Consider the following 21,697-nt stretch of genomic DNA (forward strand, 5'->3'; position numbering starts at 1 on the left):
AATTTTGCTTTTACTTTCAGTTTTTTAAAAACTGAAGGCAAAATAATCTGGAAAACTGTATTTAAAAGTGTCTCTTCAAACTCATTCAAGGTCTGTCTTTGAGTCCACAAAACCCCTTGGGTGTTGTATGGTTAAGCCTCACGGGCAATTAGTACAGGTTAGCTCAATGCCTCGCAGCACTTACACACCCTGCCTATCAACGTTCTAGTCTTGAACAACCCTTAAGGACGCTTATAGCGTCAGGGAAAACTCATCTCAGGGCTCGCTTCCCGCTTAGATGCTTTCAGCGGTTATCGATTCCGAACTTAGCTACCGGGCAATGCCATTGGCATGACAACCCGAACACCAGAGGTTCGTCCACTCCGGTCCTCTCGTACTAGGAGCAGCCCCCTTCAATTTTCCAACGCCCACGGCAGATAGGGACCGAACTGTCTCACGACGTTCTAAACCCAGCTCGCGTACCACTTTAAATGGCGAACAGCCATACCCTTGGGACCGACTTCAGCCCCAGGATGTGATGAGCCGACATCGAGGTGCCAAACACCGCCGTCGATATGAACTCTTGGGCGGTATCAGCCTGTTATCCCCGGAGTACCTTTTATCCGTTGAGCGATGGCCCTTCCATTCAGAACCACCGGATCACTATGACCTGCTTTCGCACCTGCTCGAATTGTCATTCTCGCAGTCAAGCGGGCTTATGCCATTGCACTAACCACACGATGTCCAACCGTGTTTAGCCCACCTTCGTGCTCCTCCGTTACTCTTTGGGAGGAGACCGCCCCAGTCAAACTACCCACCAGGCACTGTCCGTAATCCCGATTCAGGGACCAACGTTAGAACATCAAAACTACAAGGGTGGTATTTCAAGGACGACTCCACCACATCTAGCGACGCGGTTTCATAGTCTCCCACCTATCCTACACATGTAGGTTCAATGTTCAGTGCCAAGCTGTAGTAAAGGTTCACGGGGTCTTTCCGTCTAGCCGCGGGTACACTGCATCTTCACAGCGATTTCAATTTCACTGAGTCTCGGGTGGAGACAGCGTGGCCATCATTACGCCATTCGTGCAGGTCGGAACTTACCCGACAAGGAATTTCGCTACCTTAGGACCGTTATAGTTACGGCCGCCGTTTACCGGGGCTTCGATCAAGAGCTTCGACCGAAGTCTAACCCCATCAATTAACCTTCCGGCACCGGGCAGGCGTCACACCGTATACGTCATCTTACGATTTTGCACAGTGCTGTGTTTTTAATAAACAGTTGCAGCCACCTGGTATCTGCGACTCTCGTCTGCTCCATCCGCAAGGGACTTCACTGATAAGAGCGTACCTTCTCCCGAAGTTACGGTACCATTTTGCCTAGTTCCTTCACCCGAGTTCTCTCAAGCGCCTTGGTATTCTCTACCCGACCACCTGTGTCGGTTTGGGGTACGATTCCTTACAATCTGAAGCTTAGAGGCTTTTCCTGGAAGCATGGCATCAATGACTTCACTACCGTAGTAGCTCGACATCGTATCTCAGCGTTAAGAAAGTCCGGATTTACCTAAACTTTCCGCCTACATACTTGAACCTGGACAACCGTCGCCAGGCCCACCTAGCCTTCTCCGTCCCCCCATCGCAATTGTAAGAAGTACGGGAATATTAACCCGTTTCCCATCGACTACGCCTTTCGGCCTCGCCTTAGGAGTCGACTTACCCTGCCCCGATTAACGTTGGACAGGAACCCTTGGTCTTCCGGCGAGGGAGTTTTTCACTCCCTTTATCGTTACTCATGTCAGCATTCGCACTTCTGATACCTCCAGCAGCCCTTACAGACCACCTTCAACGGCTTACAGAACGCTCCCCTACCCCACGCACCCTAAGGTACGTAGCCGCAGCTTCGGTGTATAGCTTAGCCCCGTTACATCTTCCGCGCAGGCCGACTCGACCAGTGAGCTATTACGCTTTCTTTAAATGATGGCTGCTTCTAAGCCAACATCCTGGCTGTCTGAGCCTTCCCACATCGTTTCCCACTTAGCTATACTTTGGGACCTTAGCTGGCGGTCTGGGTTGTTTCCCTCTCCACGACGGACGTTAGCACCCGCCGTGTGTCTCCCGGATAGTACTTACTGGTATTCGGAGTTTGCAAAGGGTTGGTAAGTCGGGATGACCCCCTAGCCTTAACAGTGCTCTACCCCCAGTAGTATTCGTCCGAGGCGCTACCTAAATAGCTTTCGGGGAGAACCAGCTATCTCCAGGTTTGATTGGCCTTTCACCCCTAGCCACAAGTCATCCGCTAATTTTTCAACATTAGTCGGTTCGGTCCTCCAGTTGATGTTACTCAACCTTCAACCTGCCCATGGCTAGATCACCTGGTTTCGGGTCTAATCCTAGCAACTGTACGCCCAGTTAAGACTCGGTTTCCCTACGGCTCCCCTAAACGGTTAACCTTGCTACTAAAATTAAGTCGCTGACCCATTATACAAAAGGTACGCAGTCACACCACGAAGGTGCTCCTACTGCTTGTACGTACACGGTTTCAGGTTCTATTTCACTCCCCTCACAGGGGTTCTTTTCGCCTTTCCCTCACGGTACTGGTTCACTATCGGTCAGTCAGTAGTATTTAGCCTTGGAGGATGGTCCCCCCATATTCAGACAGGATATCACGTGTCCCGCCCTACTCGTTTTCACTGATGATGAGATGTCGATTACGGGGCTATCACCCTTTATTGCGGCACTTTCCAGAGCCTTCATCTGTCTCATTAAAAGCTTAAGGGCTAATCCAATTTCGCTCGCCGCTACTTTCGGAATCTCGGTTGATTTCTCTTCCTCGGGGTACTTAGATGTTTCAGTTCCCCCGGTTTGCCTCCTGTTGCTATGTATTCACAACAGGATACTTACTTATGTAAGTGGGTTTCCCCATTCAGGAATCCCAGACTTAAAGGTTATTACTACCTAATCTGGGCTTATCGCAAGTTATTACGCCTTTCATCGCCTCTGACTGCCAAGGCATCCACCGTGTACGCTTAGTCACTTAACCATACAACCCGAAAGGGTCTCTGTTTTACTTTCACTTTTGAAAAGTGAAAACAAACTAGTATGGCAACTAACCAAGGTTTTTGGTTGTCATTAAGAAGGGTTAATTCTCAATGACTGTTTGCCGGACTCAATGTGATTCAAACGAATTTGAATCGAATACAAGACACTTGAATGTGTTTGTTGTGTTTATACCGTTCTTATTAACTAAGAGCAGATAAACATTGAGAACTTTTAAATTTGATTGAATTACTCGTAAGTAATCAATCAGTCAGCTTTCCAAATTGTTAAAGAGCTTGATTTCTTTCGAAACCATTTTTAAAGATTCTTAGGGAAAAACCCTTAAAGATGGTGGAGCTATGCGGGATCGAACCGCAGACCTCCTGCGTGCAAGGCAGGCGCTCTCCCAGCTGAGCTATAGCCCCATCTAGGTCGATATTGGTGGGTCTGAGTGGACTTGAACCACCGACCTCCCGCTTATCAGGCGAGCGCTCTAACCAGCTGAGCTACAGACCCAATATCGTCTCTTAACTTTTCTAAACCTAATCAATCTGTGTGGACACTTATCGTGAATATCTTCGTATAAGGAGGTGATCCAGCCCCAGGTTCCCCTAGGGCTACCTTGTTACGACTTCACCCCAGTCATGAACCACAAAGTGGTGAGCGTCCTCCCCGAAAGGTTAAACTACCCACTTCTTTTGCAGCCCACTCCCATGGTGTGACGGGCGGTGTGTACAAGGCCCGGGAACGTATTCACCGTAGCATTCTGATCTACGATTACTAGCGATTCCGACTTCATGGAGTCGAGTTGCAGACTCCAATCCGGACTACGACGCACTTTTTGGGATTCGCTCACTATCGCTAGCTTGCTGCCCTCTGTATGCGCCATTGTAGCACGTGTGTAGCCCTACTCGTAAGGGCCATGATGACTTGACGTCGTCCCCACCTTCCTCCGGTTTATCACCGGCAGTCTCCCTGGAGTTCCCGACATTACTCGCTGGCAAACAAGGATAAGGGTTGCGCTCGTTGCGGGACTTAACCCAACATTTCACAACACGAGCTGACGACAGCCATGCAGCACCTGTCTCAGAGCTCCCGAAGGCACACCTGCGTCTCCGCTGGCTTCTCTGGATGTCAAGAGTAGGTAAGGTTCTTCGCGTTGCATCGAATTAAACCACATGCTCCACCGCTTGTGCGGGCCCCCGTCAATTCATTTGAGTTTTAATCTTGCGACCGTACTCCCCAGGCGGTCTACTTAACGCGTTAGCTCCGAAAGCCACGGCTCAAGGCCACAACCTCCAAGTAGACATCGTTTACGGCGTGGACTACCAGGGTATCTAATCCTGTTTGCTCCCCACGCTTTCGCATCTGAGTGTCAGTATCTGTCCAGGGGGCCGCCTTCGCCACTGGTATTCCTTCAGATCTCTACGCATTTCACCGCTACACCTGAAATTCTACCCCCCTCTACAGTACTCTAGTTCACCAGTTTCAAATGCAGTTCCGAGGTTGAGCCCCGGGCTTTCACATCTGACTTAATGAACCACCTGCATGCGCTTTACGCCCAGTAATTCCGATTAACGCTCGCACCCTCCGTATTACCGCGGCTGCTGGCACGGAGTTAGCCGGTGCTTCTTCTGTTGCTAACGTCAAGAGATGCAGCTATTAACTACACCCCCTTCCTCACAACTGAAAGTACTTTACAACCCGAAGGCCTTCTTCATACACGCGGCATGGCTGCATCAGGCTTTCGCCCATTGTGCAATATTCCCCACTGCTGCCTCCCGTAGGAGTCTGGACCGTGTCTCAGTTCCAGTGTGGCTGATCATCCTCTCAGACCAGCTAGGGATCGTCGCCTTGGTGAGCCATTACCTCACCAACTAGCTAATCCCACCTAGGCATATCTTGACGCGAGAGGCCCGAAGGTCCCCCTCTTTGGCCCGTAGGCATTATGCGGTATTAGCCATCGTTTCCAATGGTTATCCCCCACATCAAGGCAATTTCCTAGGCATTACTCACCCGTCCGCCGCTCGACGCCCATTAACGCACCCGAAGGATTGTTAGTGTCGTTTCCGCTCGACTTGCATGTGTTAGGCCTGCCGCCAGCGTTCAATCTGAGCCATGATCAAACTCTTCAATTTAAGATTTTGTGACTCAACGAATACTGACTTCAAAACTAATATTTACCGAAGTAAACATGTAATTCTAAAGCTATTACCATTCCAACAGAATGGTAATGAATTGACTGTGCCAAATAACCGAGGTTATTTGTATTGGTCACTCAGTTCATTGAAATCAATTTTGATTCCGAAGAATCTGTTTTATCTAACGATAAAACGTTTTGATATTCATCAACGAGTGCCCACACAGATTGATAGGTTTAAATTGTTAAAGAGCTTTGCTTTCAGTGCCTTAGCACTTAAGCAGGACGCGTATAATACGCTTTCTACTTTGAAAGTCAACATAAAATACTAAGAAAACTTAGAACTCTATGGTGACTTGTCTACTTAGTAAACAAAGTCGAAATTAAAGCCTGGCGATGTCCTACTCTCACATGGGGAAGCCCCACACTACCATCGGCGCTATTGTGTTTCACTTCTGAGTTCGGCATGGAATCAGGTGGGTCCACAATGCTATGGTCGCCAAGCAAATTTTGCTTTTACTTTCAGTTTTTTAAAACTGAAGGCAAAATAATCTGGAAAACTGTATTTAAAAGTGTCTCTTCAAACTCATTCAAGGTCTGTCTTTGAGTCCACAAAACCCCTTGGGTGTTGTATGGTTAAGCCTCACGGGCAATTAGTACAGGTTAGCTCAATGCCTCGCAGCACTTACACACCCTGCCTATCAACGTTCTAGTCTTGAACAACCCTTAAGGACGCTTATAGCGTCAGGGAAAACTCATCTCAGGGCTCGCTTCCCGCTTAGATGCTTTCAGCGGTTATCGATTCCGAACTTAGCTACCGGGCAATGCCATTGGCATGACAACCCGAACACCAGAGGTTCGTCCACTCCGGTCCTCTCGTACTAGGAGCAGCCCCCTTCAATTTTCCAACGCCCACGGCAGATAGGGACCGAACTGTCTCACGACGTTCTAAACCCAGCTCGCGTACCACTTTAAATGGCGAACAGCCATACCCTTGGGACCGACTTCAGCCCCAGGATGTGATGAGCCGACATCGAGGTGCCAAACACCGCCGTCGATATGAACTCTTGGGCGGTATCAGCCTGTTATCCCCGGAGTACCTTTTATCCGTTGAGCGATGGCCCTTCCATTCAGAACCACCGGATCACTATGACCTGCTTTCGCACCTGCTCGAATTGTCATTCTCGCAGTCAAGCGGGCTTATGCCATTGCACTAACCACACGATGTCCAACCGTGTTTAGCCCACCTTCGTGCTCCTCCGTTACTCTTTGGGAGGAGACCGCCCCAGTCAAACTACCCACCAGGCACTGTCCGTAATCCCGATTCAGGGACCAACGTTAGAACATCAAAACTACAAGGGTGGTATTTCAAGGACGACTCCACCACATCTAGCGACGCGGTTTCATAGTCTCCCACCTATCCTACACATGTAGGTTCAATGTTCAGTGCCAAGCTGTAGTAAAGGTTCACGGGGTCTTTCCGTCTAGCCGCGGGTACACTGCATCTTCACAGCGATTTCAATTTCACTGAGTCTCGGGTGGAGACAGCGTGGCCATCATTACGCCATTCGTGCAGGTCGGAACTTACCCGACAAGGAATTTCGCTACCTTAGGACCGTTATAGTTACGGCCGCCGTTTACCGGGGCTTCGATCAAGAGCTTCGACCGAAGTCTAACCCCATCAATTAACCTTCCGGCACCGGGCAGGCGTCACACCGTATACGTCATCTTACGATTTTGCACAGTGCTGTGTTTTTAATAAACAGTTGCAGCCACCTGGTATCTGCGACTCTCGTCTGCTCCATCCGCAAGGGACTTCACTGATAAGAGCGTACCTTCTCCCGAAGTTACGGTACCATTTTGCCTAGTTCCTTCACCCGAGTTCTCTCAAGCGCCTTGGTATTCTCTACCCGACCACCTGTGTCGGTTTGGGGTACGATTCCTTACAATCTGAAGCTTAGAGGCTTTTCCTGGAAGCATGGCATCAATGACTTCACTACCGTAGTAGCTCGACATCGTATCTCAGCGTTAAGAAAGTCCGGATTTACCTAAACTTTCCGCCTACATACTTGAACCTGGACAACCGTCGCCAGGCCCACCTAGCCTTCTCCGTCCCCCCATCGCAATTGTAAGAAGTACGGGAATATTAACCCGTTTCCCATCGACTACGCCTTTCGGCCTCGCCTTAGGAGTCGACTTACCCTGCCCCGATTAACGTTGGACAGGAACCCTTGGTCTTCCGGCGAGGGAGTTTTTCACTCCCTTTATCGTTACTCATGTCAGCATTCGCACTTCTGATACCTCCAGCAGCCCTTACAGACCACCTTCAACGGCTTACAGAACGCTCCCCTACCCCACGCACCCTAAGGTACGTAGCCGCAGCTTCGGTGTATAGCTTAGCCCCGTTACATCTTCCGCGCAGGCCGACTCGACCAGTGAGCTATTACGCTTTCTTTAAATGATGGCTGCTTCTAAGCCAACATCCTGGCTGTCTGAGCCTTCCCACATCGTTTCCCACTTAGCTATACTTTGGGACCTTAGCTGGCGGTCTGGGTTGTTTCCCTCTCCACGACGGACGTTAGCACCCGCCGTGTGTCTCCCGGATAGTACTTACTGGTATTCGGAGTTTGCAAAGGGTTGGTAAGTCGGGATGACCCCCTAGCCTTAACAGTGCTCTACCCCCAGTAGTATTCGTCCGAGGCGCTACCTAAATAGCTTTCGGGGAGAACCAGCTATCTCCAGGTTTGATTGGCCTTTCACCCCTAGCCACAAGTCATCCGCTAATTTTTCAACATTAGTCGGTTCGGTCCTCCAGTTGATGTTACTCAACCTTCAACCTGCCCATGGCTAGATCACCTGGTTTCGGGTCTAATCCTAGCAACTGTACGCCCAGTTAAGACTCGGTTTCCCTACGGCTCCCCTAAACGGTTAACCTTGCTACTAAAATTAAGTCGCTGACCCATTATACAAAAGGTACGCAGTCACACCACGAAGGTGCTCCTACTGCTTGTACGTACACGGTTTCAGGTTCTATTTCACTCCCCTCACAGGGGTTCTTTTCGCCTTTCCCTCACGGTACTGGTTCACTATCGGTCAGTCAGTAGTATTTAGCCTTGGAGGATGGTCCCCCCATATTCAGACAGGATATCACGTGTCCCGCCCTACTCGTTTTCACTGATGATGAGATGTCGATTACGGGGCTATCACCCTTTATTGCGGCACTTTCCAGAGCCTTCATCTGTCTCATTAAAAGCTTAAGGGCTAATCCAATTTCGCTCGCCGCTACTTTCGGAATCTCGGTTGATTTCTCTTCCTCGGGGTACTTAGATGTTTCAGTTCCCCCGGTTTGCCTCCTGTTGCTATGTATTCACAACAGGATACTTACTTATGTAAGTGGGTTTCCCCATTCAGGAATCCCAGACTTAAAGGTTATTACTACCTAATCTGGGCTTATCGCAAGTTATTACGCCTTTCATCGCCTCTGACTGCCAAGGCATCCACCGTGTACGCTTAGTCACTTAACCATACAACCCGAAAGGGTCTCTGTTTTACTTTCACTTTTGAAAAGTGAAAACAAACTAGTATGGCAACTAACCAAGGTTTTTGGTTGTCATTAAGAAGGGTTAATTCTCAATGACTGTTTGCCGGACTCAATGTGAATCAAACTAAGTTTGATTCGAATACAAGACACTTGAATGTGTTTGTTGTGTTTATACCGTTCTTATTAACTAAGAGCAGATAAACATTGAGAACTTTTAAATTTGATTGAATTACTCGTAAGTAATCAATCAGTCAGCTTTCCAAATTGTTAAAGAGCATAAAGCAAAAAGCTTTAATCAATAACTTGCGTTATTAATTAAAGCTCTGGCTTTAACTAAATCTAAACCATCAATCTGTGTGGACACTTATCGTGAATATCTTCGTATAAGGAGGTGATCCAGCCCCAGGTTCCCCTAGGGCTACCTTGTTACGACTTCACCCCAGTCATGAACCACAAAGTGGTGAGCGTCCTCCCCGAAAGGTTAAACTACCCACTTCTTTTGCAGCCCACTCCCATGGTGTGACGGGCGGTGTGTACAAGGCCCGGGAACGTATTCACCGTAGCATTCTGATCTACGATTACTAGCGATTCCGACTTCATGGAGTCGAGTTGCAGACTCCAATCCGGACTACGACGCACTTTTTGGGATTCGCTTACCATCGCTGGCTTGCTGCCCTCTGTATGCGCCATTGTAGCACGTGTGTAGCCCTACTCGTAAGGGCCATGATGACTTGACGTCGTCCCCACCTTCCTCCGGTTTATCACCGGCAGTCTCCCTGGAGTTCCCGACATTACTCGCTGGCAAACAAGGATAAGGGTTGCGCTCGTTGCGGGACTTAACCCAACATTTCACAACACGAGCTGACGACAGCCATGCAGCACCTGTCTCAGAGCTCCCGAAGGCACACCTGCGTCTCCGCTGGCTTCTCTGGATGTCAAGAGTAGGTAAGGTTCTTCGCGTTGCATCGAATTAAACCACATGCTCCACCGCTTGTGCGGGCCCCCGTCAATTCATTTGAGTTTTAATCTTGCGACCGTACTCCCCAGGCGGTCTACTTAACGCGTTAGCTCCGAAAGCCACGGCTCAAGGCCACAACCTCCAAGTAGACATCGTTTACGGCGTGGACTACCAGGGTATCTAATCCTGTTTGCTCCCCACGCTTTCGCATCTGAGTGTCAGTATCTGTCCAGGGGGCCGCCTTCGCCACTGGTATTCCTTCAGATCTCTACGCATTTCACCGCTACACCTGAAATTCTACCCCCCTCTACAGTACTCTAGTTCACCAGTTTCAAATGCAGTTCCGAGGTTGAGCCCCGGGCTTTCACATCTGACTTAATGAACCACCTGCATGCGCTTTACGCCCAGTAATTCCGATTAACGCTCGCACCCTCCGTATTACCGCGGCTGCTGGCACGGAGTTAGCCGGTGCTTCTTCTGTTGCTAACGTCAAGAGATGCAGCTATTAACTACACCCCCTTCCTCACAACTGAAAGTACTTTACAACCCGAAGGCCTTCTTCATACACGCGGCATGGCTGCATCAGGCTTTCGCCCATTGTGCAATATTCCCCACTGCTGCCTCCCGTAGGAGTCTGGACCGTGTCTCAGTTCCAGTGTGGCTGATCATCCTCTCAGACCAGCTAGGGATCGTCGCCTTGGTGAGCCATTACCTCACCAACTAGCTAATCCCACCTAGGCATATCTTGACGCGAGAGGCCCGAAGGTCCCCCTCTTTGGCCCGTAGGCATTATGCGGTATTAGCCATCGTTTCCAATGGTTATCCCCCACATCAAGGCAATTTCCTAGGCATTACTCACCCGTCCGCCGCTCGACGCCCATTAACGCACCCGAAGGATTGTTAGTGTCGTTTCCGCTCGACTTGCATGTGTTAGGCCTGCCGCCAGCGTTCAATCTGAGCCATGATCAAACTCTTCAATTTAAGATTTTGTCGACTCAATGAATACTGACTTCAAAACTACTGTGTAATTTTAAAGTTATTATCATTCCAACAGAATGATAATGAATTGACTGTGCCAAATAACCGAAGTTATTTGTATTGGTCACTCAGTTCATTGAAATCATTTTGATTCCGAAGAATCTGTTTTATCTAACGATAAAACGTTTTGATATTCATCAACGAGTGCCCACACAGATTGATAGGTTTAAATTGTTAAAGAGCTTTACTTGTTGAGCGTTCCTTTTAAGTAAGGAGCCTCTCGAAGTGGACGGCCATTCTAGCGAATTAACATTCAGTGTCAAACACTTTTTGAAAATTAATTTTTTGTCGCTTTCCGTCTTACTGATTCTTGCTGAAGCCTTGTGGCGTCTGCCGTCTCAGTGGGGTCGCATTATAGGGAACCCTCTCAGGTTAGCAACTACTTTTTCATAAAAAATGAATAAATAGAGGTTAACTGCCTAATAGTTCACCTAAACGTAAAAAAGAAAGCATTTCTGCTCTCTTTTTACTCAAAATCTAAGAGTATTATTAGATAAAGGCGTAAGCATCAGCGTACATATGGTCACGCTTTGCTTCTTTATTCTGAGTAAATAGGTCTCTTGCAGCACCTGCCATTTCAAAACGACCTGCAATATAGATATCGAAATCAGCCAGTGATTCGAAACTTTGCGTAATTGCTTCAAGTACATTACCAGTTTGGCCGTGCCATACTTCAGGTGCTTCTTCTACTACTGGTACAAAGTGCACATTGCTGTGCTTTTCTGCGATGCCTACTAGCTCTTCTTTTGCGTATAGCTGGCACTCGTCTTTTGCACCCCAGTATAAGTGAATCTCTTTTTTGCTGTTTTGCGCGATGCAGTGGTCTAGGATAGAACGCACATAGCTAAAACCAGTACCACCAGCAATCAATAATAGAGGACGTTCGCTTTCTTCTTTAACCCACGCATCACCGTGTGGTGCATCAATAGCAATATCGCCATCTTCAGCTTGTGCTTTCTTCATCGCCTCAACAACTTCTAATGCGTAAGCATTGTGCTCAGCGGCACCAATGTGTAACTCAAGCTCACCTTCATGGCGGCATGGGCTGCTTGCAATAGAAAATGGACGTTTATCTTTCTCGCCCATTTCAACCATCAGGTACTGACCCGCTTTAAAAGCGACTGGTGTTTCTGGGTGAAGTAGGATTTGGTAAGTGTTACAAGCCAAAGGCTCGATAGACTTCACTTTACATTTAATAGTCATGTTCTTCCTCTTACTAACCCTTAATCGGCAAAGGTTAGAACTAAATTACTTTCTGCAAATGCTTGGCAAGCGAAAATCCAGCCCTGTTCCTGCTCTTTCTCTGTGAGCATGGGTTCAAGGTGGTAACTCACTTGTCCTTCTAATTTTTTGCACATACACATCGCGCATGCGCCAACTTGGCAACGGTTTGGGAAATAGATATCGCTGTTGAGCGCAGCATCCAAGACCGTTTGCCCTTTTTCTACTGTGAAACTGATGTTTTCTGGATATAAGACTACTTGGTAGCTCATGAAATTCCTAGCTGTTCCCAGATGCTATCAATCTTTTTAACCACATCAGGATCTTTTGTAATAGGAACGCCCCACTCGCGAAGACATTCGCCTTCCCATTTATTGGTCGCATCTAGTCCCATTTTGGAGTGTCCAGTTTCGTTCTGTAGGAACAATGTATCTCTGGCCGGATCCATTCTGGTGGTTACCGCCCAAATGATGTCATTCCAGTCACTCACGTTGACATCACCATCACACACGATAACAAACTTGTTCTCATCAAATTGAGACCAAACCGCTTCCATGATTTTCTTACCATTCCCTGCAACTTGCTTATCAATAGACACAACAACCATGCTGGCGTTGTCGTTCTGTAGATGAATATCAATAATTTCAGGGTGAGCCTTAGTTAACTCAGCCAGGCTACCTTCGATATGTTCACTACTTACAGGCGCAGATTCAACGTCTGGCGATAATGCTAACTCCGCATCCCACTTCTTGGTGATGTCTAAGCCCATCTTAGAACCCAATCCAACCACTGGAGACGCAAAATCTAACGAGTCGATCGGTGTGTTCTCTATCATCAAGCTATCGCGTGACGGATCCATATATTTACACATCGCAGCGGTTACTTGAGACCAATCACGTGCGTTCACATCCTCATCGCACACCAATACAAATTTGGTGTACATGAATTGACGCAAGAAAGACCATACACCCATCATCACTCGCTTAGCGTGACCTGGGTATTGCTTCTTCATTGTCACTACCGCCATTCGGTACGAACAACCTTCAGGCGGCAGGTAGAAATCTTCGATCTCAGGGAACTGCTTTTGAAGAATAGGAACAAACACTTCATTTAGTGCAACACCCAATACCGCTGGCTCATCAGGCGGACGGCCAGTATACGTGCTGTGATAAATAGGGTTCTCGCGCATGGTTACATGAGTAATCGTAAATACGTGGTGCTTTTCTTTCTCGTTGTAGTAACCCGTGTGGTCTCCGTATGGGCCTTCGTCCGCGAACTCATTCGGGTCGATGTAGCCTTCCATTACGATTTCCGCACTTGCTGGTACCTCTAGGTCATTACTGATTGATTTAACGACCTCAGTTTTACTACCACGCAGCAATCCTGCAAATGCGTATTCCGATAAGGTATCTGGTACTGGTGTCACCGCGCCAAGAATGGTGGCAGGGTCTGCGCCAAATGCTACAGATATCGGAAATGGTTTACCTGGGTTGGTTTCCATCCAATCGCGTAGATCAAGCGCACCACCACGATGGGCTAACCAACGCATGATGATTTTGTTTTTACCGATCTTTTGCTGGCGATAGATACCTAAGTTTTGGCGTTTTTTATTTGGACCACGAGTAACCGTTAAACCCCATGTTAGCAATGGCGCGACATCGTCGGCCCAGCAACTCATCACAGGAATTTTATCTAGGTCGACCTCATTACCTTGCCAAACCACTTGTTGGCAAGCCGCTTTGCGAAGGCGTTTAGCCGGCATGTTTAAGACTTGCTTAAACACTGGCAGCTTATCAAGAGCGTCTTTAAAGCCTTTTGGGGGCTCAGGCTCTTTTAGGTAAGCAAGCAACTTGCCCACTTCACGCAGTTCTTTTACTTCCTGACGACCCATACCAATAGCCACACGGTTAGGTGTACCAAATAGGTTAGTCAAAACAGGCATGTCATAGCCTACAGGATTTTCAAACAAAAGAGCCGGGCCACCAGCACGTAGAGTACGGTCGCTAATCTCGGTCATTTCGTAGTCTGGATCGACAGGGTGAGAAATGCGTTTCAACTGACCAATACTTTCAAGATGGTCGATAAAATCACGTAAATCTTTAAAACTCATAGGACTTCTACATGCTGATTATTCTGCGCTCAGTATATCAAAAAGGGTGACGCTGAGATCCCCCTTTTTAATGTGGTTATTGAGAGGCAAAATCCACTTTACGGTAATGCTTGCTCGATCAAAGAGCTCTTCACCTGAGGGTTATCATTGACGAGGTCTTGCAACCAGCGAGTGTGACCTTGTTTGGCCAGTTCACGCGCGACTAATGGCGCTTCATCGGCAATCGCCATCCGAGAGACAAGGAACTGCTTCACTTCTTCTGATAACGGATTAACCTTGGTAAGCAAAGTTATCGCCTCATCTTTCAAGCGCGGATTCTTAGTCGCTGCCATTACCTGTTCAAGCGCGAACGTTTGTTTAGTTTCAGCAAGGCGCACTAGTTCGGCTTGACTATGATAATCGGCCTTCATTCGCCATAGAATCTTGTAGACCTCCGGGTCTTCGCTGACTTGCGCTAATCGAACCACCACCTCTGTAGAAGGTAACCAACTAACAATAGAAGGTGCGGTGAGTTGCTTAGTCAGATAATCAACCGCTTCAGGTGACAAACTATCTAGCTCTCTTATTAACAGAGCCTCTCGCGTTTGAACTTGATGCTCAGGGCCAGATAGCCACTCTTTTAGGTCGAGCTCTTGTTTTTCTGCATCTAACACAAATACCAATGTTGTTTGGTCTTGGTGCCACTGTTTGATTAATCGATTAGCAATCGAAGGGTAATTAAAGGCAGGTACCGTGAACTCATATCCATCACCACGCTCTAAAACTTGGTAAGTCGGCGTGAGATCAAGTTGTTGCTCGATGAAGATAGACATCTTAGGAGTGAGTGCAATTTTTTGTTGCTCAATCTTCTTCAAAAGTTGGTAACGAGCTACCTCTTGCTGAGGAAATGTCAGACGCTCAAGCGCGAAACGTAACGAATTGACTTCATCACGCACAACAAGCTCGAGTAATTCAGCAGTTTTCAGTTTTACTTGATCATTCTCAAGCCAAGACTCAACTGTAAGTGGAGACATCTCGGTGGCATAGCTCATACCAACCGGTGAAAATAACAGTGAAGTAGACAGGAGTAATGATGACAACAGTCCATGTTGCATTTTAACTTCCTTTTAACACTTTTGGTCATTCTGCAAGCTAGCGCTGTAAAATGCAAATAAAAAGCGCCACCCGAAGGCAGCGCTTTTTGATAACTATAAACCCGTCAAGGTTACTGACGGCGCATTGCGTCAAAGAACTCATCGTTCGTTTTAGTCATTGCTAGCTTGTCGATAAGGAATTCCATCGCGTCGATTTCGCCCATTGGGTGAACAATCTTACGCAGGATCCACATCTTCTGTAATTCATCGTTCTTAGTAAGAAGCTCTTCACGACGAGTACCAGAGCGGTTGAAATCAATCGCTGGGAATACGCGTTTTTCCGCAATCTTACGGTTAAGGTGCAGTTCCATGTTACCTGTACCTTTGAACTCTTCGTAGATAACTTCATCCATCTTAGAACCAGTATCAACCAGTGCTGTTGCGATGATAGTTAAGCTACCGCCTTCTTCTACGTTACGTGCCGCACCAAAGAAGCGCTTTGGACGATGTAGAGCATTCGCATCAACACCACCAGTAAGAACTTTACCAGATGAAGGAATCACGGTGTTGTAAGCACGAGCGAGACGAGTGATTGAGTCCAGTAGGATAACCACGTCTTTCTTGTGTTCAACAAGGCGCTTCGCCTTCTCGATTACCATTTCTGCTACTTGTACGTGGCGAGATGCTGGCTCATCGAAAGTCGATGCAATTACTTCACCTTTAACTAGGCGCTGCATTTCTGTTACTTCTTCTGGACGCTCATCGATAAGTAGAACCATTAGTTCACACTCTGGATGGTTGCGAGCAATGCTTTGAGCGATATTTTGCAGCAGCATTGTTTTACCCGCTTTAGGCGGAGCAACAATCAGACCACGCTGACCTTTACCAATTGGTGAAGCAAGGTCAAGGATTCGGGCTGTGATATCTTCAGTCGCACCATTACCAGCTTCCATCACCATACGTTCGTTGGCATGAAGAGGAGTAAGGTTTTCAAAAAGGATTTTGTTACGTGCGTTGTCTGGCTTGTCGTAGTTAACCGTGTTTACTTTAAGCAGTGCAAAGTAACGCTCGCCATCTTTAGGTGGGCGGATTTTACCGCCAATAGAATCACCTGTGCGAAGGTTAAAACGACGAATCTGGCTTGGTGATACATAAATATCATCTGGCCCAGCAAGGTATGAGCTGTCGCCGCTACGCAGGAAACCAAAACCGTCTTGAAGAATTTCTAGAACACCATCACCAAAGATGTCTTCACCACTTTTTGCATGCGCTTTAAGGATGGAGAAGATAATGTCTTGTTTTCTTAAGCGAGCTTGATTTTCAAGACCTAGGCTTTCGCTAAGTTTAACAAGTTCAGACACTGGTCTGTTCTTCAGTTCAGTAAGATTCATAGTGGTGGAAGTTTGTTTAGTCAAAATAGGATCTGTTTTCTTAAGTTAAGAAGGATTTGGTCACGCAGGATCGACCAAGAAGAGAAATTCGTTCAATTAACGTGCGATAAATTAGCACTAAAACTAAGACTAGTCCATAGCTTAGAAAAAACAAAACCGCGCATTTGTTAACTGCGCGGTTTCTTTTCAAATGCTCACCTAATTAAAGGTTAGCGTCTAGGAACTCTTTAAGTTGAGTTTTAGACAATGCACCAACTTTAGTTGCTGCTACGCCACCATCTTTGAAAAGAAGTAGCGTTGGAATACCGCGAATACCAAATTTTGGTGGAGTTCCTGCGTTTTGGTCGATATTTAATTTACCGATAGTGAGCTTGCCTTCGTACTCGTCTGCGATTTCATCAAGAATCGGAGCAATCATCTTACAAGGACCACACCATTCAGCCCAAAAATCAACAAGAACCGGGCCTGCAGCATTGATCACATCGTTATCAAAACCGTCATCAGTTAGCTGCAAAATCTTATCACTCATCTTCCACTCCAATGTATTTTTTAGAACTGGTTGGATGATAACCAGTAAATAGATGCCCTATTGGAATGTATTTACTTTCGTATTGCAAGCTTAAGCTGATATTCTATAGCAATGAAAAAGACGCATATCACAGAGCAAAAGTTCGCCGACTTGGATTTACTCCCGCAAGTCATTGAAGGATTGGAGAAAAAAGGGTTCGATTACTGTACCCCTATCCAAGCCTTGGCGCTCCCGGTACTGCTCACCGGCCAAGACATTGCAGGCCAGGCCCAAACGGGTACTGGTAAAACGCTTGCGTTTCTTACTGCTACTTTTAATCACCTGCTAAAAACACCTGAGCATGAAGGGCGCAAGCCTAACCAGCCACGTGCGATTATTATGGCACCAACACGTGAACTCGCGATTCAGATCTACAACGATGCTGACTCTCTGGTTGAAAGCACAGGTATCAAAGCAGCACTTGCTTACGGTGGCGAAAGCTACGACAAGCAACTAGGTAAGATCGAAGAAGGCGCAGATATCTTAATTGGTACAACTGGCCGTATCATCGATTTCTACAAGCAGAAGGTATTTAACCTTAACCATATTCAAGCTGTTGTTCTTGACGAAGCTGATCGCATGTTCGATCTTGGTTTCATCAAAGACATCCGCTTCTTGTTCCGCCGTATGCCTGAGCCAAAAGATCGCCTGAACATGCTGTTCTCTGCGACGCTTTCTTACCGCGTACAAGAGCTAGCGTTCGAACACATGCACAACCCAGAGCACGTCGTTGTTGAACCTGAGCGTAAAACTGGTCATCGTATTCAAGAAGAGCTTTTCTACCCTTCTAACGAACACAAAATGGCTCTTCTACAAACGTTAATCGAAGAAGAGTGGCCAGATCGCGCAATCATCTTCGCTAACACTAAGCACAAATGTGAATCAGTTTGGGGCCACTTGGCTGCCGATGGTCACCGTGTTGGTTTGCTAACAGGTGATGTTCCTCAGAAGAAACGTGAAAAGATTCTTGAGCAATTCACTAAAGGCGATGTTGACCTGCTTGTCGCAACGGATGTTGCAGCACGTGGCCTACACATCCCTCAAGTAACACACGTATTCAACTTTGACCTACCTGACGATTGTGAAGATTACGTTCACCGTATCGGTCGTACAGGTCGTGCTGGTGAAAGCGGGCACTCGATCAGCTTTGCTTGTGAAGATTACGCAATCAACTTGCCACCAATCGAAGAATACATTGAGCACGCTATTCCAATGTCTGACTACGATGCTTCTGCACTACTAGAAGATCTACCGGCACCATTGCGTTTACGTACACGTAACCCGCAACAACGTCGCTCAAACAACAATGGTCCACGTAACGGTAACCGTAAACCCAACCAGAACCGTCGCCCACGCCAACCGCGTCATAACAAGGAAGCTTAGTCGCTTATGAGCCAAACAGTGTCACCCCCGCTTTACGCTGCAATCGACCTCGGGTCGAACAGTTTTCATATGCTCGTTGTGCGTCATATCGATGGCAGCGTACAAACCATGGCTAAAATTAAGCGCAAAGTGCGTTTAGCTGCAGGCTTAGATGAAAATAATGTGCTTAGTACTGAAGCCATGCAGCGCGGTTGGGACTGTTTGAGTCTCTTTGCAGAGCGACTGCAAGATATTCCGAAAGAAAATATCCGCATTGTAGGTACAGCGACCCTACGTACTGCTATCAATGTGGATATCTTTCTAGAGAAAGCGAACCAGATTCTTGGTTACGACATCAATGTTATCTCTGGTGAAGAAGAAGCTGCGACTATCTATAAAGGCGTGGCACATACTTCTGGTGGCAGCGGCCGCCGACTGGTAGTGGATATTGGTGGCGCAAGTACCGAAATGATAATCGGTGAAGGCTTCTCAGCGAAAGCACTAACCAGCTTAAAAATGGGCTGTGTGACTTGGCTTGAACGCCACTTTAAAGATCGCCAATTAACCGCAACCAACTTTAACAACGCCATTGAAGCGGCGAAGTCGACGTTGGCTCCTATCCTAAATAGCTACACTGATATCGGATGGGATGTGTGTGTTGGTGCCAGCGGTACCGTTCAGGCATTGCAAGAAATCATGTTAGCGCAAGGCATGGATGAAGTTATTACTCATGCCAAACTTAAACGCCTACAGAAACAAGCGATGATCACTGAGCGCTTGGAAGAGCTAGAAATAGAAGGACTGACCCTTGAACGCGCATTAGTGTTCCCAAGTGGCCTTTCTATTCTTATTGCGATTTTTGAGCTACTTGAAATCGATTCAATGACACTCGCAGGCGGAGCACTCCGCGAAGGCCTGGCCTACGAGATGGTTGATGAGCTACGCCAAGACGATATCCGTGCACGTACCATCAAGAGCGTTCAATCACGCTACCAGATGGACGTAAGTTACGGTGAGCAAGTTGCTGTAGTCGCACAAACGCTGCTAGACCAAGCAGGCGCCGAAACATGGGTTTCAGAACCACAAGCTGGCGTGCTATTACAAACCGCAGCCCAGCTTCACGAAATTGGTTTAACCATCGATTTCAAAAAAGGCGGCGCGCACAGCGCTTACCTACTACAGAATTTAGATTTGCCAGGTTTTACCCGAGCACAGAAATACTACTTGGGTGAATTAACACGTCGTTACCGCGAGCAGTTAACCTCATTGCCAGAGCAACACGCCATCTCAGGCACCAGCAGTAAGCGTATTTTACGCATTCTGCGTTTGGCTATTTTGCTAACTCACCGCCGTAACCCAGCGCTAGAACCTGAGTTCAAGCTGACGACAGATGGCAACAACCTGACCTTAACGCTTTCGAAGCAATGGCTAGCAGACAACCCGCTGACCGCTGCAGAGCTAGAGATCGAGTCGAACAGACAAACCGACATCGGTTGGCCTCTTGTTATTGCCGAGCTATAGCACACAGATAAAGCCACTCGTTGCTAAGTTAAAGTCGTCAAAGTAATACCGAAAAGCTCTCTGTATTGAGAGCTTTTTTAGGCCTATCGAAAACCACAATCCGCTGTATCTTTCACATCAAACCCTCAACCCATCACACACATCTGATAATCCACTAGATAATTACAACAAATTCATTACATTATGTAATAGAGTTAATATTGTAGATCGGAATGACAAGGACTCTGTTTGGATGCAGGAGAAAGGGATGTTGGAGAAAAATTCGTGTTTTAGTGTGGATGAGTGGCTGTTCATACCCAATGAAGGACAGATTCTCTTTGCCAACAAAACAGTGACGATTGATAAGCGCTTAACCAAGCTCTTGGAATTTCTGTGCCTTAACCCAGGGCAGACCCACACTCGTGACGAGCTCATCGACCACGTGTGGAGCGGTATGATCCTCACCGACCAAGTGGTAACCCAAGCCGTCTTTGAGCTGCGTAAAGTCCTCAAGCAGAACTCTGAACAACACAGTAGCTACATCATCACTGTACCCAAGCGTGGTTATAAGTTCGAAGCCGATGTTATCCAAAGCAAGATCGAAACCGAACAAACGGCAGAGCCAGAACCTGTAGCGATAGAAAACACCACGCAGCCCTCACCATCAGTGGCTGCAACAACTCCCGAAGAACCAACGAAAGATACCAAGCCTAGCAAAAAGAACCTCCTGATTGGTTTGTTGCTTGGTGCGATTGTCGTTTTAGAGTCCGGTTATATCCTCTACTCAGCCACCAGCAGTACTAACAACAAAGAGGCAGCACCAACAACACAGCTTAGACACTATGAATTTCGTTATGTGGTGCTTGATATCAGTGATGATGTCAGAGCCGATCCGGTTCTCTACGGTACCGTCACCAAGTTTATTGAATACGTGAGTGCCTACAGCGGTATTCGTATCGTACACAGTGAGCCATTAAAGAAAATTGCGGCTATCAAGCTCACCTTTGGTACCAGTCCAAGTCGAGACGGCAAACACACGCGACTCACGATGCGTTATCACAACAACATATCTGATCGATCGCACCTCAACCGTCGTTACCCAACAGAGCTACCAGAACTTCATCACACGCTGTATCGCATGGTCGATGACGTCTTAGATTCTCTGTACATAAAAGTACCCAAAGAAGAGCTCACAGAGAGTATTAGCCAACTACCTACAGAAGACGAAGCGCTCAAGTACACACTCAGTGGTTTAGGTGTTTTGTATAACCGTGCAGAACTGCCAATGGTGATGGATTACTTTGAAAAAGCGCAGGAATTAGATCCGAGCAATGACTTTGTGTTCGTGGCGAACTACATCGGCAAGATAATGAATACCTTTTACGCCTCATCAGGCAGTAAAAAGCAGGCGATTGCCCAACTCAACCAAGATGCGAAGCCAAGGCTAGAGCGATTATTGGCTAAAGGGATGTTGGCCCGCGCCTATGATGCCAACGCCATCATCGCCCTTTCTGAGGATGAGCCAGAAAAAGCGATGAAGATTTTGCTGTCGATGCCACCGCAGAATCAGTCGATATTGACCTACCTACTACTTGCGAAAGCAGAGGAGTCACGCGGTAATGCGGGTGCAGCGAAAGAGCTCTACATCAAAGCGACGCAAGGGAACTCTTCACTCAAAGCAATCCAGCTTGCCTCCCCACTGTTTTTCGACAGTAATCTCGAACCTCTGCTTAAAGAGTTAGAGTGATAACTATCGTTAAACAAGGTTAAGCTTAATATT

At 47.3% G+C, this 21,697-nt stretch carries 9 protein-coding genes, 2 tRNA genes and 5 rRNA genes; 3 read left to right on the plus strand and 13 right to left on the minus strand.

Annotation, left to right across the window (positions count from 1 at the left end; genetic code table 11):
• Nucleotides 1-127: 127 nt before the first annotated feature.
• From L0992_15570 to trxA, 13 genes are all read right to left on the minus strand, one after another.
• Nucleotides 128-3,019 (minus strand): 23S ribosomal RNA (locus L0992_15570).
• A 345-nt stretch (nt 3,020-3,364) separates the two neighbouring features.
• Nucleotides 3,365-3,440: transfer RNA gene (locus L0992_15575), tRNA-Ala, on the minus strand.
• Between the two features lie 14 nt (nt 3,441-3,454).
• Nucleotides 3,455-3,531, minus strand: a tRNA-Ile gene (locus L0992_15580).
• 67 nt (nt 3,532-3,598) lie between these two features.
• Nucleotides 3,599-5,153, minus strand: a 16S ribosomal RNA gene (locus L0992_15585).
• 390 nt (nt 5,154-5,543) lie between these two features.
• Nucleotides 5,544-5,659: ribosomal RNA gene (gene rrf, locus L0992_15590) — 5S ribosomal RNA — on the minus strand.
• Nucleotides 5,660-5,787: 128 nt separating this feature from the next.
• Nucleotides 5,788-8,679 (minus strand): 23S ribosomal RNA (locus tag L0992_15595).
• 401 nt (nt 8,680-9,080) lie between these two features.
• Nucleotides 9,081-10,635 (minus strand): 16S ribosomal RNA (locus tag L0992_15600).
• Together the 16S, 23S and 5S rRNA genes with 2 tRNA genes alongside form the textbook arrangement of a ribosomal RNA operon.
• 546 nt (nt 10,636-11,181) lie before the next feature.
• Nucleotides 11,182-11,895 carry an NAD(P)H-flavin reductase gene (gene fre, locus L0992_15605; GenBank protein XGB67075.1) on the minus strand — a complete coding sequence of 238 codons (714 nt, stop codon included), beginning with the start codon at nt 11,893-11,895 and terminating at the stop codon, nt 11,182-11,184.
• Nucleotides 11,896-11,915: 20 nt separating this feature from the next.
• Nucleotides 11,916-12,185, minus strand: coding sequence for a 2Fe-2S iron-sulfur cluster-binding protein (locus L0992_15610; protein ID XGB67076.1), 270 nt, complete (start codon nt 12,183-12,185; stop codon nt 11,916-11,918).
• Nucleotides 12,182-14,023, minus strand: coding sequence for a 4-hydroxy-3-polyprenylbenzoate decarboxylase (gene ubiD / locus L0992_15615; GenBank protein ID XGB67077.1), 1,842 nt, complete (start codon nt 14,021-14,023; stop codon nt 12,182-12,184). The genes L0992_15610 and ubiD overlap by 4 nt, the downstream gene beginning before the upstream one ends.
• Before the next feature lie 98 nt (nt 14,024-14,121).
• Complete coding sequence (locus tag L0992_15620; GenBank protein XGB67078.1) at nt 14,122-15,117, minus strand: hypothetical protein; 996 nt, start codon at nt 15,115-15,117, stop codon at nt 14,122-14,124.
• A 110-nt stretch (nt 15,118-15,227) separates the two neighbouring features.
• Entirely contained in the window at nt 15,228-16,487 is a 1,260-nt protein-coding gene (gene rho / locus L0992_15625; protein ID XGB68745.1) for a transcription termination factor Rho, read from the minus strand.
• A 202-nt stretch (nt 16,488-16,689) separates the two neighbouring features.
• On the minus strand, nt 16,690-17,016 hold the full coding sequence (gene trxA, locus L0992_15630) for a thioredoxin TrxA (protein ID XGB67079.1): 327 nt from the start codon (nt 17,014-17,016) through the stop codon (nt 16,690-16,692).
• 111 nt (nt 17,017-17,127) lie between these two features.
• Here trxA and rhlB point away from each other — a divergent pair, with 111 nt between their 5' ends.
• The 3 genes from rhlB (at nt 17,128) to L0992_15645 (ending at nt 21,664) form a co-directional block, all read left to right on the plus strand.
• Nucleotides 17,128-18,438, plus strand: coding sequence for an ATP-dependent RNA helicase RhlB (gene rhlB, locus L0992_15635; protein XGB67080.1), 1,311 nt, complete (start codon nt 17,128-17,130; stop codon nt 18,436-18,438).
• A 6-nt stretch (nt 18,439-18,444) separates the two neighbouring features.
• The gene (gppA, locus tag L0992_15640; protein ID XGB67081.1) at nt 18,445-19,938 is read left to right on the plus strand and encodes a guanosine-5'-triphosphate,3'-diphosphate diphosphatase; all 1,494 of its coding nucleotides are present in this window, start codon (nt 18,445-18,447) and stop codon (nt 19,936-19,938) included.
• Nucleotides 19,939-20,185: 247 nt separating this feature from the next.
• A complete protein-coding gene (locus L0992_15645; GenBank protein ID XGB67082.1) occupies nt 20,186-21,664 on the plus strand; it encodes a winged helix-turn-helix domain-containing protein in 1,479 nt (492 codons plus the stop codon).
• Nucleotides 21,665-21,697 lie beyond the last annotated feature (33 nt).

It is taken from the genome of Vibrio pomeroyi (assembly GCA_041879425.1).
Lineage (GTDB): Bacteria > Pseudomonadota > Gammaproteobacteria > Enterobacterales > Vibrionaceae > Vibrio > Vibrio pomeroyi_A.

Coding starts and splice junctions, on each gene's coding strand:
- fre (XGB67075.1), bottom strand. CDS start 11,895: ATGACTATTAAATGTAAAGTGAAGTCTATCGAGCCTTTGGCTTGTAAC.
- L0992_15610 (XGB67076.1), bottom strand. CDS start 12,185: ATGAGCTACCAAGTAGTCTTATATCCAGAAAACATCAGTTTCACAGTA.
- ubiD (XGB67077.1), bottom strand. CDS start 14,023: ATGAGTTTTAAAGATTTACGTGATTTTATCGACCATCTTGAAAGTATT.
- L0992_15620 (XGB67078.1), bottom strand. CDS start 15,117: ATGCAACATGGACTGTTGTCATCATTACTCCTGTCTACTTCACTGTTA.
- rho (XGB68745.1), bottom strand. CDS start 16,487: ATGAATCTTACTGAACTGAAGAACAGACCAGTGTCTGAACTTGTTAAA.
- trxA (XGB67079.1), bottom strand. CDS start 17,016: ATGAGTGATAAGATTTTGCAGCTAACTGATGACGGTTTTGATAACGAT.
- rhlB (XGB67080.1), top strand. CDS start 17,128: ATGAAAAAGACGCATATCACAGAGCAAAAGTTCGCCGACTTGGATTTA.
- gppA (XGB67081.1), top strand. CDS start 18,445: ATGAGCCAAACAGTGTCACCCCCGCTTTACGCTGCAATCGACCTCGGG.
- L0992_15645 (XGB67082.1), top strand. CDS start 20,186: ATGTTGGAGAAAAATTCGTGTTTTAGTGTGGATGAGTGGCTGTTCATA.